The organism is Roseicitreum antarcticum, assembly GCF_014681765.1.
Classification (GTDB): Bacteria; Pseudomonadota; Alphaproteobacteria; order Rhodobacterales; family Rhodobacteraceae; genus Roseicitreum; species Roseicitreum antarcticum.
Genome location: NZ_CP061498.1, coordinates 2,314,690 through 2,335,215, shown reverse-complemented (window position 1 = coordinate 2,335,215; position 20,526 = coordinate 2,314,690). Strand labels below are relative to the sequence as shown.

The 20,526-nt window shown below is 64.4% G+C and carries 20 protein-coding genes; 8 read left to right on the top strand and 12 right to left on the bottom strand.

Annotation, left to right across the window (positions count from 1 at the left end; genetic code table 11):
* The 6 genes from H9529_RS11200 to phoB all read left to right on the top strand — a co-directional run bounded on the left by H9529_RS11200 (nucleotide 1) and on the right by phoB (nucleotide 5,998).
* Complete coding sequence (locus H9529_RS11200; RefSeq protein ID WP_092885287.1) at nucleotides 1-228, top strand: hypothetical protein; 228 nt, start codon at nucleotides 1-3, stop codon at nucleotides 226-228.
* A gap of 123 nt (nucleotides 229-351) precedes the next feature.
* Nucleotides 352-1,551, top strand: a complete 1,200-nt coding sequence (locus H9529_RS11195; RefSeq protein WP_092885285.1) for a UbiH/UbiF family hydroxylase — start codon at nucleotides 352-354, stop codon at nucleotides 1,549-1,551.
* A 64-nt stretch (nucleotides 1,552-1,615) separates the two neighbouring features.
* Nucleotides 1,616-3,019: a UDP-N-acetylmuramoyl-L-alanine--D-glutamate ligase gene (gene murD, locus H9529_RS11190; protein WP_092884302.1), complete on the top strand. Its 1,404-nt coding sequence runs from the start codon at nucleotides 1,616-1,618 to the stop codon at nucleotides 3,017-3,019.
* 419 nt (nucleotides 3,020-3,438) lie between these two features.
* Nucleotides 3,439-4,458: an ATP-binding protein gene (locus H9529_RS11185; protein WP_092885283.1), complete on the top strand. Its 1,020-nt coding sequence runs from the start codon at nucleotides 3,439-3,441 to the stop codon at nucleotides 4,456-4,458.
* 116 nt (nucleotides 4,459-4,574) lie between these two features.
* Nucleotides 4,575-5,297, top strand: coding sequence for a phosphate signaling complex protein PhoU (gene phoU, locus H9529_RS11180; RefSeq protein ID WP_092884300.1), 723 nt, complete (start codon nucleotides 4,575-4,577; stop codon nucleotides 5,295-5,297).
* A gap of 5 nt (nucleotides 5,298-5,302) precedes the next feature.
* Nucleotides 5,303-5,998, top strand: a complete 696-nt coding sequence (gene phoB, locus H9529_RS11175) for a phosphate regulon transcriptional regulator PhoB (protein WP_092884298.1) — start codon at nucleotides 5,303-5,305, stop codon at nucleotides 5,996-5,998.
* A gap of 131 nt (nucleotides 5,999-6,129) precedes the next feature.
* Here phoB and H9529_RS11170 read toward each other — a convergent pair whose 3' ends face one another.
* The 8 genes from H9529_RS11170 to pcaC form a co-directional block, all read right to left on the bottom strand.
* Nucleotides 6,130-7,035, bottom strand: coding sequence for a LysR family transcriptional regulator (locus H9529_RS11170; protein WP_092884296.1), 906 nt, complete (start codon nucleotides 7,033-7,035; stop codon nucleotides 6,130-6,132).
* 187 nt (nucleotides 7,036-7,222) lie between these two features.
* On the bottom strand, nucleotides 7,223-7,942 hold the full coding sequence (locus H9529_RS11165) for a hypothetical protein (protein ID WP_092884294.1): 720 nt from the start codon (nucleotides 7,940-7,942) through the stop codon (nucleotides 7,223-7,225).
* Between the two features lie 164 nt (nucleotides 7,943-8,106).
* Nucleotides 8,107-8,697 (bottom strand): hypothetical protein, encoded by a 591-nt coding sequence (locus tag H9529_RS11160; RefSeq protein WP_092884292.1) that lies wholly within the window; start codon nucleotides 8,695-8,697, stop codon nucleotides 8,107-8,109.
* A 34-nt stretch (nucleotides 8,698-8,731) separates the two neighbouring features.
* A complete protein-coding gene (gene ilvD / locus H9529_RS11155; protein WP_092884290.1) occupies nucleotides 8,732-10,477 on the bottom strand; it encodes a dihydroxy-acid dehydratase in 1,746 nt (581 codons plus the stop codon).
* Between the two features lie 139 nt (nucleotides 10,478-10,616).
* Complete coding sequence (locus H9529_RS11150) at nucleotides 10,617-11,447, bottom strand: BKACE family enzyme (RefSeq protein WP_092884288.1); 831 nt, start codon at nucleotides 11,445-11,447, stop codon at nucleotides 10,617-10,619.
* Nucleotides 11,448-11,454: 7 nt separating this feature from the next.
* Nucleotides 11,455-12,066: a protocatechuate 3,4-dioxygenase subunit alpha gene (gene pcaG, locus H9529_RS11145; RefSeq protein ID WP_092884286.1), complete on the bottom strand. Its 612-nt coding sequence runs from the start codon at nucleotides 12,064-12,066 to the stop codon at nucleotides 11,455-11,457.
* 1 nt (nucleotide 12,067) lies between these two features.
* Entirely contained in the window at nucleotides 12,068-12,790 is a 723-nt protein-coding gene (gene pcaH, locus H9529_RS11140) for a protocatechuate 3,4-dioxygenase subunit beta (RefSeq protein ID WP_092884284.1), read from the bottom strand.
* A complete protein-coding gene (gene pcaC / locus H9529_RS11135) occupies nucleotides 12,787-13,176 on the bottom strand; it encodes a 4-carboxymuconolactone decarboxylase (protein ID WP_092885281.1) in 390 nt (129 codons plus the stop codon). The genes pcaH and pcaC overlap by 4 nt, the downstream gene beginning before the upstream one ends.
* Before the next feature lie 75 nt (nucleotides 13,177-13,251).
* Here pcaC and H9529_RS11130 point away from each other — a divergent pair, with 75 nt between their 5' ends.
* Nucleotides 13,252-14,241: a LysR substrate-binding domain-containing protein gene (locus tag H9529_RS11130; protein ID WP_176846771.1), complete on the top strand. Its 990-nt coding sequence runs from the start codon at nucleotides 13,252-13,254 to the stop codon at nucleotides 14,239-14,241.
* A gap of 150 nt (nucleotides 14,242-14,391) precedes the next feature.
* On the opposite strand, the gene H9529_RS11125 is transcribed toward H9529_RS11130, so the two are convergent.
* The 4 genes from H9529_RS11125 to H9529_RS11110 form a co-directional block, all read right to left on the bottom strand.
* Nucleotides 14,392-15,156, bottom strand: a complete 765-nt coding sequence (locus H9529_RS11125) for an SDR family NAD(P)-dependent oxidoreductase (RefSeq protein ID WP_092884280.1) — start codon at nucleotides 15,154-15,156, stop codon at nucleotides 14,392-14,394.
* 43 nt (nucleotides 15,157-15,199) lie between these two features.
* A complete protein-coding gene (locus tag H9529_RS11120; protein WP_092884278.1) occupies nucleotides 15,200-16,513 on the bottom strand; it encodes a TRAP transporter large permease in 1,314 nt (437 codons plus the stop codon).
* Entirely contained in the window at nucleotides 16,510-17,106 is a 597-nt protein-coding gene (locus H9529_RS11115) for a TRAP transporter small permease (RefSeq protein ID WP_223814143.1), read from the bottom strand. The genes H9529_RS11120 and H9529_RS11115 overlap by 4 nt, the downstream gene beginning before the upstream one ends.
* 326 nt (nucleotides 17,107-17,432) lie before the next feature.
* Nucleotides 17,433-18,470 carry a TRAP transporter substrate-binding protein gene (locus H9529_RS11110; protein ID WP_092885277.1) on the bottom strand — a complete coding sequence of 346 codons (1,038 nt, stop codon included), beginning with the start codon at nucleotides 18,468-18,470 and terminating at the stop codon, nucleotides 17,433-17,435.
* A gap of 559 nt (nucleotides 18,471-19,029) precedes the next feature.
* Between H9529_RS11110 and paaK the strand changes: the two genes are divergently transcribed.
* Nucleotides 19,030-20,340, top strand: a complete 1,311-nt coding sequence (gene paaK / locus H9529_RS11105) for a phenylacetate--CoA ligase PaaK (RefSeq protein WP_092884276.1) — start codon at nucleotides 19,030-19,032, stop codon at nucleotides 20,338-20,340.
* Nucleotides 20,341-20,526 lie beyond the last annotated feature (186 nt).

Genomic DNA, 20,526 nt, shown 5'->3' with positions numbered 1-20,526 from the left:
ATGACAACCGACACGATGAAACGCGCCTTCTATAAGATCCCCGTTCTGGGCTGGATAGCCCGCGACGTGGCCGAGGGCGACAAGGATAATATCTGGTATGCGATCGCGGCGCTCGCCGCCCTCTGGGCGATTTGCGTGATGACATGGGGCTTGCCCGCGCTGTATCTGCCTGCAGTTGTCGCTGCGCCCGTGATGCTGGTCTTGCTGGTGCTGATTACCCGGGGCTGACCCTCCAGGGCCGCCTGCAGCAGGGCCGGGCGAATTGACGCACCTTCTTCGGGCGTTGCGCTGCCCCTCGCCGTGGCGCGCGCGACGAGCTATATTCAGGGCAGCAACAAACGGGTGCAGATGATGGTGCGGGAAACGGTCGATGTGGTGGTTTCGGGTGGCGGTGTTGCCGGGTTGGCCGCAGCAGCTGTATTCGGAACGGCGGGGTATTCGGTAGTTTGCGTAGATCCTGCGCCTCCGGTGACCGACCGGCAGGCCGACGGTGCCGACCTGCGCACCACCGCCTTTCTGCAACCCAGTGTGCAGATCCTGAAAGACGCGGGATTGTGGGACCGACTGTCGCCCTTCGCTACGCCCTTGCAGGTCATGCGGATCGTGGATGCGGGCGGTGTGGTGCCGGAACCGCGCGTGACCCATGATTTTGATGCGGCCGATATCTCGGATCAGCCGTTTGGCTGGAACCTGCCCAACTGGCTGTTGCGGCGCGAGATGGTGGCACATCTGCGCACGCTGCCCAATGTTGGGTTCCACGCGGGTGTCGGCACTGTCCGGCTGACCACCCGACAGTCCGAGGCGCTGGTCACCCTGACCGATGGCGCGACCCTGCGCGCGCGGCTTTTAATCGCGGCGGACGGACGGGCGTCACCCATGCGGCAAGCCCTTGGGATTGACGTGAAAACAACGCGCTACGGCCAGAAGGCGCTGGCCTTTGCCGTGACGCACCCGCGCCCCCACAACAACGTCTCGACCGAGGTGCATCGCTCTGGTGGGCCGTTCACGTTGGTGCCCTTGCCGGATCATGAGGGGCAACCGTGCTCTGCCGTTGTCTGGATGGAAACGGGGCAAGAGGTTGCGCGCCTGTTGGCCCTGCCGACTGAGGTGTTCACCGCCGAGATGAATACGCGGTCCTGCCAGGTATTGGGGCCTTTGACGCTGGCCTCAAAGCTGACAACATGGCCTATCATCAGCCAGATCGCGGACCAGTTCTACGGCGAGCGTACCGCCCTGGTGGCCGAGGCCGCGCATGTCGTACCGCCGATCGGGGCGCAGGGGCTGAACATGAGCCTTGGAGATATCGGCACGCTGCTGGCGGTGTCGACGCCTGAAACCCTTGGCGATGCTGACAGCCTGCGCGCCTATCATCGCCGCCGCTGGCCCGAGGTTCGGGCGCGGATTGCCGGGGTGGACCTGTTGAACCGCGCCTCTATGGTGGGCGGGCAGGCGCTGCGCGATGCGCGCGCGACGGCGCTGAACGCGCTTTACTCTGCGGCGCCGGTGCGCAAGACGCTGATGCAACTGGGCATGGGCATGCGCCGTGCGTGATCGCGCTTGCTGCGGGCAGGGCTTCCGGTGCATGGTGCGACCGTGCTGACGGGGGTGAAAGAAAATGATACCAGTTCAAGGGTTTGAAGGACGCCGCGTCGCGGTTCTGGGGCTGGGAAGGTCCGGAATGGCGACCTGCGCGGCGCTGAGCGCGGGCGGGGCCGAGGTGTTGGCATGGGACGACAGCCCGGAATCCCGCGCACGGGCCGAGGCTGCGGACATCGTGCTGCACGACCTGACGCGGGAGGACTGGGCGTTTATCGCGGTGCTGATCGTGAGCCCCGGTATCCCGCATCTGTACCCCCACCCGAACCCGATCATCGCGCAGGCGATGATGGCGGGGGTGCCGGTGGACAACGACATCGGCCTGTTTTTCGCAAGCTTTGCCACTGAGGAAACCGCCGAATTCGACCAGCCGCCCAAGGTGGTTGCGGTCACCGGATCAAACGGGAAATCCACCACAACGGCGCTGATTCATCATATATTACAAGTCGCTGGCCGCCCGGTGCAGATGGCCGGGAACATCGGGACCGGGGTGCTTTCCATTGATCCGCCGATGGATGGTGAGGTCGTGGTGCTGGAGCTGTCCAGCTATCAGACCGACCTTGCGCGCGCGCTGACGCCCGATGTCGCCGTGTTCACCAACCTGACGCCCGATCATCTGGACCGGCACGGCGGGATGGGGGGGTATTTTGCTGCAAAACGCCGCTTGTTTGCCGAAGGTGGGCCTGACCGCGCGGTGATCGGCGTGGATGAACCCGAGGGGGTCTACCTTGCATCGCAACTGGGTCAAGCCCCTGAAGATGCACGGGTAATTCGCATCAGCTCGGGTCAGAAACTGGCAGGGCCGGGCTGGAACATCTTTGCGCGCAAGGGGTTTTTGGCAGAGTTCCGGCGCGGCAAGCAGGTCGCGGCGATTGATCTGCGCACCATGCCCGGCCTGCCCGGCGCGCATAATCATCAAAATGCCTGCGCCGCATATGCGGTCGCGCGCAGCCTGGGGCTGGCCCCCAAACTGATTGAAACGGCGCTGGCGACATTCGCAGGGTTGCCGCACCGCAGCCAGTTGGTGGGTGAGCGTGACGGCGTGCGGTTTGTGAATGACAGCAAGGCCACGAATGTGGACAGTGCCGCCAAGGCATTGCAGGCATTCACAAAAATCCGCTGGATCGCGGGGGGATTGGGCAAGGAAGGCGGTATTTCTGCGCTGCAACCGCACCTTGGTGCGGTGGCGAAGGCCTATCTGATCGGCCATTCTGCGCGGGAATTTGCCCTGCAACTGGGCGATACGCCGCACGCGATTTGCGAGACGATGGCGCAGGCCGTGGCGTTGGCGGCGGCCGAGGCCGAGGCCGGGGACGTGGTGTTGCTGGCGCCTGCTGCGGCCAGTTTCGATCAGTATCCTGACTTTGAAAAGCGCGGCGAGGATTTTGTAGCGCAGGTCGGGGCGGTATTGGCGGGGGCGTGAAACCCCCGCGAAATACCCGTTAACACATTGAAGTTGCACCAAAAGCCCATGTCTGGAAACGGTATGGATTCAGTATGGTTTTGATACATACGCGCGGTGGGGCAGGGCTGCGTTAACGTATCGCGCGCGGCCCTGTCTGACGCGCGGCAGTCTGACGCGCGGCAGTTTGGGGCGATGCAACCGGAGGATGTGTGACGGGTCGGGCGAAATGCCACATAACCTTCACAAAACTTTTGCATAGCTGTCACAAGTCGAAACTATAGGAATCATAGCTGTCCCTGACGGCACAAGATGACGAGCCCGGGAGACGAGAACAATCGCGCTGCCGCCATCCCGGCAAACGCCGTTTTTGGCTGATTGCGGATTTCGGTGAACAGAAAGGTCCGCGCGTGAGCGTTGAAGCATATTCCACCCTGATCATGGCCATTCCGGGCCCGGTGCTGCTGGTTGGTGAGGATCAGCGCATCATGACGGCCAACGATGCCGCGTCCGAAACGCTGGGCCCGAATCTGGCAGGGCAGTCGGTCTATGCGATCATCCGCCAGCCTGATGCGACCCGGGCATTTGAGGCGATCCGCGATGCGAACACCTCTGGCACCGAGGCGCGCTTCATCCAGACCACCCCCACGGGCGAGACGATCTTTCGCATGGTGCTGCGCAAGCTGCAGCCCAAAAGCGGTGCGCGGGTGACGCTGGCCACCTTCGTGGACATCAGCCATATCGAGGAAGCCGAGCAGATGCGCCGCGACTTCGTGGCGAATGTCAGCCATGAATTGCGATCGCCCCTGACGGTGCTGGGCGGTTTCATCGAGACATTGCAGACCGCTGCGCGCGATGATGTCGAGGCGCGGCTGCGGTTTCTGGACATCATGGCCAAGGAAGCGCAGCGGATGAACCGCATCGTCGATGACCTGTTGTCGCTGTCGAATGTCGAGGCAAACGAGAAGGTACGCCCGCGCGATCTGATCGACCTGTCCGATGTCATCGGCTCGACCATCGCGGCGCTGCGTCCGCAGATCGAAAACAACCAGATCCGGCTGAATTATGATCCTGCCACCAGTTCGCACGTTATCCGGGGCGAACGCGACCAGTTGATCCAGGTGTTCCGCAACCTGATCGAGAATGCGGTGAAATATGGCGGGTCAGGCGGGACGGTGACGATCCGCACGCGGGAACATGCGCGGATGCCGGGGTTCAGCGGCCCGGTGGTGATTGTGGATGTGGTGGATACCGGCGACGGGATCGATTCGGTCCACCTGCCGCGCCTCACCGAACGGTTCTACCGGGTGGATACCCACCGCTCACGCGAGAAGGGCGGCACCGGGCTGGGCCTTGCCATCGTCAAACACATCCTGAACCGCCACCGCGCCCGGCTGAGCATCCAGAGCAGCAAGGGCGTGGGCAGTACCTTCAGCGTGCAACTGCCGAAAGACACATGATTTACAAAACCACCGCGCCCTTGTCATATATCTGTCGTGACAAGCGGCTATCTTGTTGAAAAATACGCATTGTGGCCGCGCCATAGCAGCGTCCCCAAGTGAATGAGGAGTCCATCATGCCAGCACCCCACATACTCAGCGTGTTCGATCAGGACATGGACCGGCTTCAGGCGCAGATCCTGAGCATGGGCGGACTGGTCGAAGAGGCGATCCGCGATGCGGCGCTGGCGCTGGAAACCCGTGACGATGAACTTGCCGCCCGCGTGGTTGAGGGTGACAAGAAGATCGATGCGCTGGAAGAAGACATCAACACTGCCGTGGTGCGGGTGCTGGCGCTGCGCAGCCCTGCTGCGGGCGACCTGCGCACGGTGATTACCGTGATGAAGGTCGCGGGCGACCTGGAGCGCCTGGGCGATTACGCGAAGAACCTGGGCAAGCGGGTGCCGATCCTGGCGCAAGCGCACCGGGTCGAAGGGGCGGCGGCTTCCATCAAGCGGCTGGCGAAATCTGTGCGGCTGATGCTGAAGGATGCGCTGGATGGCTATGCGCGCAAGGATCTGGACCTTGTGCGCGATGTGTTGCAACGCGATGTAGAGGTCGATCAGATGACCAACGCGCTGTTTCGGGAATTTCTGACGCATATGATGGAAGACCCAAGGTCGATCACCAGCTGCATGCATCTGTTGTTCATCTCGAAGAACCTGGAGCGGATGGGCGACCATGTGACCGAGATCTGTGAACAGATCATTTATCTGGAAACCGGCACGCGGCCCGAGGCGCGGCCCAAGGGCACCTCGACCGCGCAGGTCGACGTTCCCTATCCGGGCAGCAGGACCTGATACTGATGGCAAGTTTTGACACCCCGGCCCTGATCCTTGTGGTCGATGACGAGCCTGCACAACGGGCGATGCTGACCTATAACCTGGAAGCCGCGGGCTACCGCACCGTGACCGCTGCCGATGGCGAAGAGGCGTTGCTGGTGGTGCAAGAACAGCGGCCCGACCTGATCTTGCTGGACTGGATGTTGCCGCATCTGTCGGGCATCGAGGTCTGTCGCCAGATCAAGTCGCGGCTGGACACGCGGGAAATTCCCGTCATCATGGTCTCTGCCCGCAGCGACGAACCCGACCGGGTGCAGGGGCTGGAAACCGGGGCGGATGATTATGTGGTAAAGCCCTATTCGATCAGCGAATTGCTGGCCCGGCTGCGCGCGAACCTGCGGCGCACGCGCCCGGCGGCGGCCGATCAGGTGCTGACCCATGAAGACCTGAAGCTGGACCCCGAACGCCATATGGTGACGCGCGCGGACAAGCCGCTGAAGCTGGGCCCGACGGAATACCGCCTGCTGGAGACCTTCATGGAGCGTCCCGGCCGTGTCTGGAGCCGGGAAAAGCTGCTGGACCGGGTGTGGGGGCAGGATATTTACGTCGATACCCGCACGGTGGACGTGCATATCGGGCGATTGCGCAAGGCGCTGTGTGTGCACGGCGGCGGCGACCCGATCCGCACGGTGCGCGGCGCGGGTTACGCGCTGGGCTGAGGCGGGTCGTAGGCCGGCGGGTCGCTGGCAGACGGATCGCGGGCAGACGGGGGGCGCGCGCCCCGTCGCTGGATCGGCGCCCGTGCTGGATCGGCGAATGAGTGGCCTGTGTTGGGGCGGGGATGCCCGGCCTACCAGGTGTCGGGGCCGATGCCGGAAAACCTGATCGCCAGATAGTCGATGAAGGCGCGCACCTTTGGCTGCGTGTAGCGGCCCGGCGGATAGACGGCATAGACGCCCTTGATGTCCTTTGGCAGGTCGGGGATCACATCGACCACCTGCCCGGTCTTCAGCGCGTCATGGTACAGATAGCTGGGCAGATAGGCGATGCCCAGGCCGTCCACCGCAGCGTTGAGCAGCGATTGTCCGTCATTCACCGTCAGCCAGCCTTCGCAGCGCACCTGCCGGGTTTCCCCCGAGGGTGCGATGATCTTCCACACGTTGTTGCTGGCCTGGTTGGAATAATGCAGCAGCCGGTGTTCGTTCAGATCGTCGATGCGCATGGGGCGGCCATGGGCCTGAAGGTAGCTGGGTGCAGCGATCATGCGGTAGCTGGCTTCGGCGAATTTGCGGGCGCGCAGGCTGGAATCGGCCAGATCACCGATGCGGATCGCCATGTCGAACCCTTCCGAGATCAGTTCCACATAGCGGTTCTTCAGCACCATGTTCACGCTGATGTCGGGGTAGGATTGCAAGAAGGGCCCCAGCATCGGCGACAGCAGCGTGGTGCCGAAATCTGTCGGCACGGACATGCGCAACAGGCCCGAGGGGGCGGATTGCATCGCGGTGACCAGGCTGTCGGCCTCGCCCGCGTCATTGAGCACGCGGCGTGCACGGTCGTAATAGGCAAGGCCGATGTCGGTGGGGCTGACGCGGCGGGTGGTGCGGTTCAGGAGCCGCGCGCCAAGCCGGGTTTCCAGCGCCGAGACGTGCTTGGACACTGCGGATTTGGAAATGCCCATCTTGCGCGCTGCATCGGTGAATCCGCCCTGGTCGACGACCATTGCGAAGGCCTCCATCTCGGTCAGTCTGTCCATTACGCTACCCGTCCCATGATACTCTGGGGGCCGGTATGGCCGCCAATTCGGGCAGGAATGCGGAGATGTGGCGACAATACTGCGGTTTGACGCGGATTTTTGCCAAAACGAACGCAGGCCAGAAACGACAAGTACCGGGCATGGCCCGGTACTTTGCCCTGGATGGGCGCGCGCAAGGTGCGGGCGATCAGGCGTAGAGTTCTTCGATCTCTTCCGCATCGGCCTCATCGGCGTCGGTGGTGGCGGCATCGTTGCTGTCGGTGCGCAAGCCTTCCAGCGCGTAATCGTAGTTCCAGAAGGTTTGCCCATCCTCGGCCAGCAGGTCGTAATCCACCTCGGCGGGATCGACATCGGCTTCTTCCAGGTCCGAGTCGTTGAGTTCAAAGAAGGCGGTATCGTCCTCGTCCTGCCCCACGACCGTCAGGCCGGACAGCTTCGCGGGTTGCGCGATACCTTCGATGCCTTTGGATTGCAGGTATTTGTCCATGTCCGACAGGCAGTTGCGGAAATAATCGTCGGTCAGGTCGTTTTCCTGATCGAAACCCGCCATTTCCACCTTTACCGAATACACCTCATCATTGGCGTCGGTGTAGTGCAGCACCAGGCTGTCGATGGGCGCATCGCCCCATTCGGAGACCACATCGGGGCATTCAAACTTGTCCTCGGGTTCGGGCTGGGGCTCGGGCTGGGGCTGGGGCTCGGGGTGCGGATCGGTGTCGGGGGTGAACTTGGCCTTGCAGTGTTCCAGAAAGTCAGAGACTTTTTCTTGCACCGTCTCCTTGATCTGGGCGATCTTCTGGAACAGGTTTTCCTTGAAGCTGCTGACCTTTTCGGCTTCAGGCTGCTTGTAGGAAAAGGGTTTGCTGAAGAAAGCCTTTTTGGCGAAGGCAAATTTGAAGAAAGACATATGGGCATCCCCGTGGCTGGAAACTGGTTAATTTGTGTCCAAAATTCGTAGCAAGTGCAGCGATTCTGCATAAGTATGAATCTGGCATTAATTGTTTCACATCAGGGGATTAAGCGTTTCCATGTCGGCGCAGGCCGGGTGGGGGACGCGCAGGTGGGGCCGGGTCAGTCGGCGTTGGCGTCGTTGATGGCCACGACAAAGGCTGCCAGTTTGGCCTGCCCTTCCGGCGCGGTCAGCGGGTCTGCGCCGGGCGACAGCACGTTCAGCGTGACGATCCGCCCGTCTACCCGCAGGAGCGCGCGCCAGTATTCCGCAGCAAGGCTGCCTGCGTTGAGTTGGCTGGTGTCGCTGATCTGCAAGAACAGCACATCCCTGCGGATGTCCGAGGCCAGCAGTGTGACCGTGCTGGCGTCCCCGTCCCGGCTGAGCGCGGCGCGCCCGATGTCCGAGGCGAAGAAGGTGGCGTAATCGGCAAGCGGGATGGGCGCGTCGGTGTCGGGTTCGGCCACGGCCGCGCTGAGGATGGCATAATGCCGCGGCGCGATAGCGGAACCATAGAGACTGTCGCAGGCGCCCAGCAGCACGAAAGTCGCGTTCGATGCGGCCTTGTCGATGCAATAGCCGTGCGGCCCGGTGATGGTGACCCCGGCGATGGTGCGCCGGGTTTCTGCCACGGTCTGCGCGCCCGTCCCGTCCATGCACCCGGACAGGATTGCGACCGCGCAAAGGGCCGCGACAGAAATCCGGCCAGCCATTCAGCCGGACCTTTCGGTGGGGCGCAGCATGCGCCTAAAGGTCCATGTAGATATGCGATTCAGCCTTCGCGCCCGGATGCGTTACCGCGCCCAGCCGGGTGGTGCCGACCAGTTGCGCATACTTCCACAGCGCGCCGGTGGCGTAGATCGTGGGGCGCGCGCCGGTCCAGGCGGCCTTGCGCTGCGCCAGCTCATCATCGCTGAGGTCGACAAGGATTTCGCCCGTGAGCGCGTTCAGGGTGATGACGTCGCCGTTTTGCAAAAGCGCGATGGGGCCGCCATGCGCGGCCTCTGGCCCGACATGGCCGACGCAGAAGCCACGGGTCGCGCCGGAAAAACGCCCGTCGGTGATGAGGGCGACCTTCTTGCCCATGCCCTGACCGGACAGGGCAGCGGTGGTGGCCAGCATTTCGCGCATGCCAGGGCCGCCTGCGGGGCCTTCATTGCGGATGACCAGCACTTCGCCTTCGACATACTGGCGGGCTTTCACAGCCTCGAACGCGTCTTCTTCGCATTCAAACACGCGGGCGGGGCCGCTGAAGACCTGCTCTGCCTCGGACATGCCTGCGACTTTGACGATCGCGCCTTCGGGGGCGAGGTTGCCTTTCAGCCCGACGACGCCGCCGGTTTTCGACAGCGGGGTGGAAACGGGGTAGATGACGCGGCCGTCGGCCTCACCCGTGATCTTGTCGAGTTCTTCGCCAAGGCTGCGGCCCGATGCGGTCATGCAATCTTCGTGCAGCAGGCCTGCCTTGCGCAGTTCCTTCATGACGACGGGGACGCCGCCGACTTCGAACAGGTCTTTGGCGACATATTGCCCGCCGGGTTTGAGATCGACGAAATACGGCGTCTCGCGGAAGATGTCGCACACATCGAAGAGGTCGAAGTCGATCCCGGCTTCATGCGCGATGGCGGGCAGGTGCAGCCCTGCATTGGTAGAGCCGCCGGTGCAGGCCACGACGCGGGCCGCGTTTTCCAGCGATTTGCGGGTAACGATGTCGCGGGCGCGGATGTTCTTTTCGATCAGGTTCATCACGGCGACGCCCGATGCCTCGCAGAACTGGTCGCGGGATTCGTAGGGCGCGGGGGCGCCGGACGAATTCAACAGCGCCAGCCCGATCGCCTCGGACACGCAGGCCATCGTGTTGGCGGTGAACTGGCCGCCGCAGGCACCCGCGCTGGGGCAGGCGATGCGTTCCAGAATGGCAAGCTCGGCGTCCGAGTAATTGCCCGCCTGATGCTGGCCGACCGCCTCGAACACGTCCTGGACGGTCACGTCCTTGCCGTTCAGGCGCCCCGGCAGGATCGACCCGCCATAGATGAAAACCGAAGGTACGTTCAGCCGGACCATGGCCATCATCATGCCCGGCAGCGATTTGTCGCAGCCGGCAAGGCCCACCAGCGCATCGTAGCAATGGCCGCGCATGGTCAGTTCCACGGTGTCGGTGATCGCTTCGCGCGAGGCGAGCGACGAGCGCATCCCCTCATGCCCCATGGCGATGCCGTCGGTGACGGTGATGGTGGTGAATTCGCGCGGGGTGCCACCGGCTTTCTTCACGCCGTGCTTGACGACCTGCGCCTGACGGTTCAGCGCGATGTTGCAGGGCGCGGCCTCATTCCAGCAGGTGGCAACGCCGACCCAGGGGGCGTGGATTTCCTCTTCGGAGATACCCATGGCGTAGAAATAGCTGCGGTGAGGTGCGCGGGCCGGACCTTCGGTCACATGGCGCGAGGGCAGGCGGGATTTGTCAAAGCGGGTGTTGCGTGGTGCGTCGGTCATGGTGTCTTTTCCCCCCTCATGGGTCGCGGCATTTTATGTGACTGCCCATGGGATAAAGCGCAACGCCGGGCGGGGCAAGGCGGATTGATCCGCCGCAGTGCAGCGTGGGGGCGGGCAGGGCCAGCCCCCACGGCGGACATCAGATGGACCGCAGGCCCAGGATGGCGCGCGCCTGTGCCGGGGTCGCCACGGGGCGGTCGTATTTCGCGCACAACTCGGCGGCGCGGGCGATCAGCGCGGCGTTCGACGGGGCCAGCGTGGTGCGGTCCAGACGCAGGTTATCTTCCAGCCCCGCGCGGGTATGGCCACCCATGGCGATGGACCATTCGTTCATCATGATCTGCCCCGGCCCGATCCCCGCGCCGCACCATTGCGCATCGGGGGCAAGGCGTTTGAGGGTGGCGATATAGAATTCCAGCACCTCACGGTCCACCGGCATGGCGTTTTTCACCCCCATGACGAATTGCACATAGAGCGGGCCTTTCAGCCTGCCGTCGGCCTGCATCTTCACCGCCTGGAAGATGTGGGAAAGGTCGAATGCCTCGATCTCTGGCATGACGCCATAGGTCTGCATCTCAGACGCCAGCCAGTCCACAAGGTCTGGCGGGTTCTCATAGACCCGGGTGGGGAAGTTGTTCGACCCGACCGAAAGCGAGGCCATATCAGGGCGCAGCGACAGCATGGCCCCGCGCGCCTGGCCCGCACCGGAACGCCCGCCGGTGGAAAGCTGCACGATCATGCCGGGGCAATGTGCCTCGATGCCTTCCTTCAGGCGCCCGAATTTCTCGGGGTCGGCGCTGGGGGTCTCATCCTCGTTGCGCACATGGCAATGCGCGATGGCCGCACCGGCCTCAAACGCGGCATGGGTGCTTTCCACCTGTTCGGAAATGGTGATCGGGACGGCGGGGTTATGTTCCTTGCGCGGCACCGATCCGGTGATGGCGACGCACAGAATGCAGGGGTTGGTCATATTGTCCTCAGATGTCAAAAAATACGGTTTCCGCGTCGCCCTGCAGGCAGATGTCAAAGCGGTAGTGGCCCGGCGCTGTCTTGCGCGCGATCAGCGTGTCGCGGCGGTGCGCCTGTTCGACCAGCCCCAGCACGGGGTCGGCGCCGTTGTCTTCATCTTCAAAATAAAGGCGGGTGTTCAGGCCGATATTGATGCCCCGCGCCACGATCCAAAGCGAGATATGGGGGGCCTGCGTGGTGCCATTGCGGCCCGGCACCGCGCCGGGTTTGACGGTATCAAAGGCCCAAAGCCCGGTGTCGAAATCGGTGATGACCCGGCCCCAGCCGCGAAACCCGGGTGCACAATCGGCGTGGCGGGGATCTTCGGCATGGGGGTAGATGCCCGATGCGTCGGCCTGCCATGCCTCTAGCAGCACGTCCTTTACCGGCGCGCCGGTGCCGTCGGTCACCAGCCCTTCGACCCGGATGCGTTCGCCCGGCGCGTCCGGCCCGGCGATGTCGCGGCCGAGTTCATTCTCGAATATCTCGAACCCTGCGGCCCCCGGCGCCAGTCCGATATGGACATAGGGGCCAGCGGTCTGCGAGGGGGTTTCCTTCAGGTAGTGCAAGGGTTGCGGCATATCAGTTCCCCTCCAGCCGGTTTTCAAACAGGGTGGATCGGCGGCCCCGCAAGATGATGTCGAATTTATACGCAAGGCTATCCAGCGGAATGCCCGCGTTCAGGTCCAGAGGCGCGATCAGCTGGTCCACCGCGCCTGGGTCGACGATGGATTGCACGATGGGGCAATGCGCGATCAGGGGGTCGCCTTCGAAATACATCTGGGTAATCAGCCGTTGGGTGAAGCCCGCCCCGAAGACCGAGATATGGATGTGCGCGGGCCGCCAGTTGTTGACCCAGTTGCGCCATGGGTAGGCACCGGGTTTGACGGTGCGGAAGAAGTAATAGCCTTCGGCATCGGTCAGGGTGCGGCCACAGCCGCCGAAATTCGGGTCGATGGGTGCGAGGTAGGTGTCCTTCTTGTGCCGGTAGCGCCCGCCGGCATTGGCCTGCCATACCTCAACCAGCGTGCCCGGCACGGGGCGGGCGTTTTCATCCAGCACACGGCCATGCACGATGATGCGTTCGCCCACCGGGTCGCCGGTGGTGGCGTAGTTGCGGATCAGGTCATGGTCCAGCGGCCCGAGGTCTTCGTGACCAAACCGCGGCCCGGTGATTTCGGACACGGTGTTTTCCAGCGAGATCATGGCAAGGCGCGGCGAGCGCGCGACCGAGGTCTTGTAGTTCGGCGTCAGCGCGGGCGGCTGCCAGTTCCGGTCGCGCATGTAGTATTCGGCGGGTTTCATGCTGGGTCCTTCGGGCTGTCCATCGCGGCGAAAACCTGCTTGGCGATGCGGATGGCGGAATTGGCGCGGGGGACGCCCGCGTAGATGGCGACGTGCAACAATGCCTCCAGCACGTCATCGCGGCTGGCGCCGGTGTTGGCGGTGGCGCGCAGGTGCAGCACCAGTTCTTCCTCATTGCCGAGGCCCGCCAGCAGCGCGATGGTCATCATGGAGCGTTCGCGCGCGCTGATCGTGTCGCGCGACCAGACATGGCCCCAGGCGGCATCGGTGATGAGCGCCTGAAACGGCGCGTCCATCGGTGTCTGCGCGGCGATGGAGCGGTCGACATGGGCGTCGCCCAGCACGCGGCGGCGGGTGGCAGTGCCTTTGGCGGCGAAGTCGGGCATGGGGTATCCTGTGATGGGGCGCCGGGGGCTTGGCGCGGCGGAAGGCTTGGCATAACCTATCGGGAAACAATTCCGATGGAAAATGCAATCTTGGGTGAAGTTCATAACCAAATGGGTATAGATGGCGCGGGTGGCAATGCGCATGCGGGGCTGCACCCCGGGGTTAAGCTGCGCCATATCCGGGCGTTTCTGGATATTGCGGCCTTTGGCAGCATCACCGGCGCGGCGCAGGCACAGGGTGTGACGCAGCCCGCGCTGTCGCGCACCCTGGCAGAGTTGGAGGCGCTGCTGGCCACGCCGCTGTTCCGCCGCGATGGGCGCAAGCTGGCGCTGACCGAGGCGGGGGCGCTGTTTCGCCACCATGCCAGCCTTGGGGTGCAGGCGTTCGAGGCGGCGGCGAATGCGCTGCATCCCGGCCGGGCCGAGGCTGTGATCCGCGCGGGCGTGTTGCCCACGGCGGCGACGCAGTTGTTTCCCCATGTGGCGCTGCGGTTCCATGCGCTGCGCCCGGATTCGACGCTGGCCATCATCACGGGGCCGCACAGTCATCTGATGCAATTGCTGCGGCGCGGCCGCATCGACCTGATGCTGGGCCGGATGCCTGATGCGGGCGAGATGCAGGATATGTCGTTCGAGCATCTTTATGACGATGATATCGTGCTGGTGGCGCGCGCGGGGCACCCTGCACAGGCGGCGGGGCTGTCGCTGGCCGCGACGCTGCGCCGCTATCCGGTGATCTTGCCGCCGCACGGCGCGATCATCCGCCGCCCGGTCGAGGCGCTGCTGGCCGCCCATGACCTGAGCGCGCTGCGCCCGGCGTTCGAGACTGTGGCGCTGACGGTGGGCTGCGGGATCGTGGTGCAGTCGGACGCGGTGTGGTTCATTTCGCGCGGGGTGGTCAGCGGCGATCTGGCTTTGGGGCGGATGCAGGTGCTGGCCACCGACGCGGCATACCTGTCCGGCGCGGTGGGCCTGACCACGCGCCCCGGCCCGGCGGCGGCATCGGGGGTGGACCTGATCCGCCAGATCACGCTGGAGATTGTCGCCGCCGGGTTGCATCGGTGACGTGTCATGGTGGTGCGTGGGTCGGCGCGGGCGGGGAAAAGCGATGCTTTTCAGGTTCCGCCCGGGCGCGGCTGTCATGCGTGCCTTTCGCTGTGCCAACGCCCGCCGGGGATTGGCGAGGGCCTTTTTCAGCGGCCCATCAACGTTGCGTCAGCGGGGCGGCAGGCGCACTGCGCCGTCCAGCCGGATGACAGTGCCGTTCAGGTAGGCGTTCTCGATGATCTGCGCGGCCATCAGGCCGAATTCGGCCGGGTCGCCCAGCCGGGCGGGGAAGGGGATGTTGGCGGTGATCGCGGCGGTGGTTTCGGGCGGCAGGGATTCCATCATCGGGGTGTGGAAGAGGCCCGGCGCGATGGCCATGACGCGGATGCCGGGGCGGGCCAGTTCGCGCGCGGCGGGCAGGCACATCGAGGCAATCGCCCCCTTCGAGGCGGCATAGGCGGCCTGGCCAATCTGCCCGTCCTCATAGGCGGCGGATGCGGTGTTGATGATGACGCCGCGTTCGGTGGTATCGAGCGGCTCCAACCCGGACATGGCCTGTGCGGCGTAGGACATGACGTTGTAGGTGCCGATCAGGTTGACCCGGATCACGCGTTCAAAAAGGTCGAGCGACAGCTTGCCTTCGCGCCCCACGATGCGCGCCGCAAGGCCGATCCCGGCGCAGTTGACCGCAATGCGGGGGGCCTGCCCGAAATGGCCGGTCACCTGCGCGAAGGCGGCGGCCACGCTGGCAGCGTCGCCCACATCGGCATGGGCGAAGATGCCGCCGATGTCATGCGCGACATCAGCGCCGCGCTTGGCGTCGAAATCCAGCACGGCCACCTTGGCGCCCCGGCCCGCCAGATGGCGCGCGGTGGCTTCCCCCAGCCCGCTGCCGCCGCCGGTGATCAGGGCAATCTGTCCGTCGATCTTCATGATTTGTCCTTTGCGTTGCCTCTTGCCCTGCGTCCCCGCAGGATCAGGGTATCAGAAACAATGTTATGGCAGGAAACAACACCAGCAGTGCAACGCGGATGATATCTGACGCAACGAAATACAGGACGGCGCGGTAGGTCTGGGACATGGGGGTGCCGCGATCCATCGCGTTGATGATGAACAGGTTCATGCCGACGGGTGGGGTTATCAGTCCGACCTCGACCACGATCAGGACCAGAATGCCGAACCAGATGGCCACATGCTCGGGCGTCATGCCGAAGTCGAGGGACATCATGACGGGAAAGAAGATCGGCACGGTCAGCAAGATCATCGACAGGCTGTCCATCACGCAGCCAAGCGCAAGGTAGATCAGCAAGATCACCACCAGCACCATCAAGGGGCTGAGGCCCTGTGTCACGACCCAGGTGGACAATTCCTGCGGCACCTGCGTCAGTGCGAGAAAGCCGTTGTAGAAGGCCGCGCCGAACACGATGAAGAAGATCATTGCGGTCGATTTGCCGGTCGAGGCGAAGGCCTCCATCAGGGTGCGCCCGGTCAGCCCGCCGCTGAAATACGCGATCAGCCCGGTGCCCAGCGCGCCGACCGCCGCACCTTCGGTGGGGGTGAAGATGCCGCCATAGATGCCGCCGACCACCGCGATGAAGACCGCGAGCACCGGCCAGACGCCGGTCAGCAGGCGCAGGCGTTCCGGCCAGCCGACGCGGGCCGCCGTGCCCGCCCGGTCGGGGTGCAGGCGGACATAGACCGAGATCGCCAGCATATAGCCGATGGCGGCCAGAATGCCGGGGACAATCGCGGCAAGGAACAGCTTTGCAATGTTCTGTTCGGCCAGAATGGCGTAGATCACCAGCACGACCGAGGGCGGGATCAAGATGCCCAGCGTGCCGCCCGCCGCCAGTGCGGCGGTCGAGATGCCGCCCGCATAGCCAAAGCGGCGCAGTTCGGGCAGCGCGACCCGGCCCATGGTGGCGGCGGTGGCCAGCGACGAGCCGCAGATCGCACCAAAGCCCGCACATGATGCCACGGCCGCCATGCCGATGCCGCCGCGCCGGTGCCCGATGAAGGCCGCCGCCGCGCGAAAGATCGCCTGTGACATGCCGCCCAGCGTGGCGAAATAGCCCATCAGCAAGAACATCGGCACGATGGACAGCGAATAGCTGGCGAAGGTGGAATAGGCAGAGCTTTTGAGCCGCGCCAGCGCCATGCCCGATGACCCGGTGACAAGGTACAGGCCCGCATAGCCCACGATGAACATGGCCAGGCCGATGGGCACCCGCAGGAAGATCAGCACCAGAAGCGCGGGGAAGGAGGCGATGCCGATTTCAAGGTTGGTCACAGGTGCGCTCCGGTCGCGGGGTCGATAAGGGGGCGGCCCAGCAGCCCCTCGGCGGTGCGGACCAGCGCCATCCAGACCGCGACGGCAGCGGCAAAGACCGCCGGGACGAAGGCCGCAGCATAGGACCACCAGACGGGATATTGCAGCAAGAATGTCACCGACCCGCGCCGCATCTGGGTCTGCAGCCCGTCATGGAGCTGCACCGCGATGAGCACGAGGGCTGCGGCAAAGGCGATTTCGATCCCCATTTGCAACAGGCGGCGGGCGCGGTCAGGCAGGCGGTCGGTCAGGACATCGACGGTGGCGTGGCCCGATGTGATCTGACAGAGGCCGAGGAAGGCAAAGACCGCGAAGGCCATGCCGGATTCAAGCAGCTCGTAATCGCCCTTCACCGCGCCGATGCCCAGGCCCAGCAAGCGGGCGGCGGTGTCGGGAAAGGCCCCGCCGATCAGGTCGGAATGCAGCAGGGTTGCGCCGGTGCGGCCCATGATCGAGGCGCAGATCATCAAGATCAGCGCGCTGAGCACGATACCCCCGATGATCGCCACGCCGTAGGCCAGTGCGTAGATCAGGCGGTGCAGCTGCTGAACCATAAAGGCGGCTCCTGTCGATGCGTCTGGTCCGGTCTTTGGGGGCCGGTCTTTGGGGTCCGGTTCTGGGGGTCCGGGGGCGTGAGGCGATGCGCCCGCGCGGGCACAAGGCCCCGGATACGCCGCAATGCCGACTGTGGCAATGGCGTTTGGCCCCTGCCGGTCGGCACGGGGTGCCCGTTCGGGGGCGGTGCGGAAAACCGAGGCGGAGTGTCGTTTGCGCAGGTCGGCACAGGGCATCGCTGGTGCAGCGCATCGCTTGGGCGCAGGGCATCGCTGGCGCAGGGCATCGCTGCCCCACGCCTTTGGTTTTGCCGTTCTGGGAGGTGTTATTGCGGCGTATAATCCGCCATCAGTTGCTGTGCCTGATCGATCAGGGCCTGCCCGTCGATGCCGCGCCCCTCCATGTCCGCGACCCAGGCCGCATAGAGGGGAGACACCAGGCCCGTCCATTCCTGCGCATCCGCCTCTGAGACGGTGACGATGGTGTTGCCACGGTCCAGCGCCAGCTGGCGCGCGGGGCCGTCGGCATCGGCCTGTGTGCCCCCCGCAAAGACCGAAAAGTCGTGGCCAGAGTTCTGGTCGATCACGGTCTTCAGATCATCAGGCAGCGCGGCATAGACATCGGGGTTCATCGCCAGCGAGAAGGTCAGGGTATAGAGGGCAGGGCCTTCGAACTCGGTGTGGTTTTCGACGAGTTCCGACACGCGCAGCGCCGTGGTGACTTCCCAGGGCATGGTGGCGCCGTCAAGGACGCCGCGCGACAGGCCTTCGGGCACGCCGCTGATCGGCATGCCGATCGCTTCGGCCCCGGTCAGGGCCAGCAGGTCGTTGACCCCGCGAGAGCCGCCGCGGATCTTCATGCCCTGAAGGTCAAGGGGGCGGCTGACGGGGCTGTTGGTGTGGAACATGCCCGGCCCGTGCACCCACATTGCCAGCATCTTCACTTCGGCGAAGTCGGTGTCGGCCATGTGTTCGGTATACATCTGCCACAGCGCCGAGGATGCGGCGCGGGCGTCGGAGACCATGAAGGGAAGCTCAAACACCTCGGACCGGGGGAAGCGCCCGGGGGTGTAGCCGTTGACGGTCCAGATCACATCGGCGATGCCGTCGATCACCTGGTCCATCAGTTCGGGCGGCGTGCCGCCCAGCGCCATGGAGGCATAGCGTTCCACCTTGATGCGCCCGCCCGAGTCACGCTCGACGTTATCCGCCCACACATCGAGGACCTGCACCGGCACATTGGCTTGCGCGGGCAGAAACTGGTGCAGGCGCAATGTCACCTCCTGCGCGCTGGCGGCGCCTGCGGACAATGCCGCCAGTGTCGCGCCTGCCAGCAGGCCCAGGATTGTGCGTCTCTCGGTCATGATGTCTTCTCCCTTGATGGTCGCGTTGATGCAGTGAAGTATCGGGTGGTGCAAAATCGGATGCCTGCGGGCGCGGCGCGCGTCCTCCTGCAAGCGCCTGCGCCATGTTTAATGGCATTCATCACAAGACCGCAACATTTCAGTGCGAAACGGTGCAACGCCGGGTTGTCTTTTGGCGGGGCGTCCGCGATCGGTGGCAACCCGGTGCGCTGCGTCGCCCCGTGGCGGATGAATTGTGAAGGGATCGAATGACTTATGCAGGCAGGAAAATTCGTATTCTGGCATTTCCTGACCTTGACCTTGGCGGGGCAACCCAGAAGTATGGCGCACAACCCCCGGGATCGGTGCTGTCGCGCCGGTGCGATGCCGGGGCATACCCCGTTTTTCGCCCGTCAGGACCGCAGCGCATGAACACCGTCGCCAGATGCGCCCCGCCGCCCGCCGCCCGGCTGGTCGCCGCAGTGCGTCTGGTCGCAGCGCGTTTGGCTGCGCCGCCGTGTGCGGTGACGCGCGCCCCTGACCCGACCGACCCCCAAGCCCCAAGCAGGACCGATACCGCATGAAAGATCTCACCCCGCCGAGAAGTAGCCTGGACCCGATCGAAATTGCCAGCCGGGATGAGATTTCGGCGTTGCAGTTGACGCGGCTGCGGTGGTCGCTGCGCCATGCCTATGACAATGTGCCGATGTACCGCGAACGCTTTGACGCCTTGGGCGTTCATCCTGACGATCTGACCTGTCTGGAGGATCTGGCGAAATTTCCCTTCACCATGAAGGCGGATCTGCGCGCGAATTATCCCTTTGGCCTGATTGCCGTGCCGCGCACGCAATTGTCGCGCGTGCATGCGTCATCGGGCACCACGGGCAAGCCGACTGTGGTGGCCTATACTGCGGGGGATATTGAAAACTGGGCCAATCTGGTCGCGCGGTCGATGCGGGCCAGCGGCACACGGCCGGGGGACATTGTGCATGTCGCCTATGGGTACGGGCTGTTCACCGGCGGGCTTGGCGCACATTACGGTGCGGAAAAGCTGGGCTGCACCGTGGTGCCTGTGTCGGGCGGCATGACGCAGCGGCAGGTGACGCTGATCGAGGATCTGGGCCCTGCGACCATCATGGTCACGCCATCCTACATGCTGAACATCCTGGAACAATACCGCCGCATGGGGCTGGACCCGCGCGCCAGTGCGCTGCAGGTGGGGATTTTCGGGGCAGAGCCCTGGTCGAACTCCATGCGCGCCGAGATCGAGCAATCCTTCGACATGCATGCAGTGGATATCTATGGCCTGTCCGAGGTGATGGGGCCGGGGGTCGCGAATGAATGTGTCGAGACCAAGGACGGCCTGCATCTGTGGGAGGATCACTTCTTTCCCGAGATCATCGACCCGGAAACCGGCGCGGTTCTGCCCGACGGAGAGATGGGCGAGCTGGTGCTGACCACCCTCACGAAAGAGGGGCAGCCGCTGATCCGGTACCGCACCCGCGACCTGACGCGGCTGATGCCCGGCACCGCGCGGTCGATGCGCCGGATTGCCAAGATCACCGGGCGCAGCGATGATATGATCGTGCTGCGCGGCGTGAATGTCTTTCCCAGCCAGATCGAGGAGCAGGTTTTGCGCGTGCAGGGGCTGGCACCCTATTACCAGATCGAACTGGTGTCGCGGGGCCGTCTGGGGGTGATGCGTGTGCATGTAGAGCCGGTGACCAGCCATATCGACGCTGCGATGCGCGATACCCTGGCCGCGATGCTGGCCAAGAACATCAAGGATGTGGTCGGCGTGTCGTCCGAGGTGGTGATCGCCGCGCCGGGCAGCGTGCCCCGGTCCGAAGGCAAGGCCAAGCGCGTGGTCGATAACCGCTACCGGGGGTAGGTGTCATTGCCGTCTGTGCGCGGGTGTTCCCGCGAATCTGCGCCCGGGTTTTGCGGCTGCGTGGCGCGGCGATGCATGGTTGAAGCTTAAAAATCAGGCGAAATGACGCAGAAGTGCCTCAAGAACGGGCGCAGCCCTGCCTGTTCTGTGCCGCGCGCTGCAACCGGATTGAAAACAGATGCAAGA

Bases quoted from the DNA above. Each gene is read 5' to 3' on its own strand.
- H9529_RS11200 (WP_092885287.1), top strand. From the start codon at position 1: ATGACAACCGACACGATGAAACGCGCCTTCTATAAGATCCCCGTTCTG.
- H9529_RS11195 (WP_092885285.1), top strand. From the start codon at position 352: ATGGTGCGGGAAACGGTCGATGTGGTGGTTTCGGGTGGCGGTGTTGCC.
- murD (WP_092884302.1), top strand. From the start codon at position 1,616: ATGATACCAGTTCAAGGGTTTGAAGGACGCCGCGTCGCGGTTCTGGGG.
- H9529_RS11185 (WP_092885283.1), top strand. From the start codon at position 3,439: ATGGCCATTCCGGGCCCGGTGCTGCTGGTTGGTGAGGATCAGCGCATC.
- phoU (WP_092884300.1), top strand. From the start codon at position 4,575: ATGCCAGCACCCCACATACTCAGCGTGTTCGATCAGGACATGGACCGG.
- phoB (WP_092884298.1), top strand. From the start codon at position 5,303: ATGGCAAGTTTTGACACCCCGGCCCTGATCCTTGTGGTCGATGACGAG.
- H9529_RS11170 (WP_092884296.1), bottom strand. From the start codon at position 7,035: ATGGACAGACTGACCGAGATGGAGGCCTTCGCAATGGTCGTCGACCAG.
- H9529_RS11165 (WP_092884294.1), bottom strand. From the start codon at position 7,942: ATGTCTTTCTTCAAATTTGCCTTCGCCAAAAAGGCTTTCTTCAGCAAA.
- H9529_RS11160 (WP_092884292.1), bottom strand. From the start codon at position 8,697: ATGGCTGGCCGGATTTCTGTCGCGGCCCTTTGCGCGGTCGCAATCCTG.
- ilvD (WP_092884290.1), bottom strand. From the start codon at position 10,477: ATGACCGACGCACCACGCAACACCCGCTTTGACAAATCCCGCCTGCCC.
- H9529_RS11150 (WP_092884288.1), bottom strand. From the start codon at position 11,447: ATGACCAACCCCTGCATTCTGTGCGTCGCCATCACCGGATCGGTGCCG.
- pcaG (WP_092884286.1), bottom strand. From the start codon at position 12,066: ATGCCGCAACCCTTGCACTACCTGAAGGAAACCCCCTCGCAGACCGCT.
- pcaH (WP_092884284.1), bottom strand. From the start codon at position 12,790: ATGAAACCCGCCGAATACTACATGCGCGACCGGAACTGGCAGCCGCCC.
- pcaC (WP_092885281.1), bottom strand. From the start codon at position 13,176: ATGCCCGACTTCGCCGCCAAAGGCACTGCCACCCGCCGCCGCGTGCTG.
- H9529_RS11130 (WP_176846771.1), top strand. From the start codon at position 13,252: ATGGAAAATGCAATCTTGGGTGAAGTTCATAACCAAATGGGTATAGAT.
- H9529_RS11125 (WP_092884280.1), bottom strand. From the start codon at position 15,156: ATGAAGATCGACGGACAGATTGCCCTGATCACCGGCGGCGGCAGCGGG.
- H9529_RS11115 (WP_223814143.1), bottom strand. From the start codon at position 17,106: ATGGTTCAGCAGCTGCACCGCCTGATCTACGCACTGGCCTACGGCGTG.
- H9529_RS11110 (WP_092885277.1), bottom strand. From the start codon at position 18,470: ATGACCGAGAGACGCACAATCCTGGGCCTGCTGGCAGGCGCGACACTG.
- paaK (WP_092884276.1), top strand. From the start codon at position 19,030: ATGAAAGATCTCACCCCGCCGAGAAGTAGCCTGGACCCGATCGAAATT.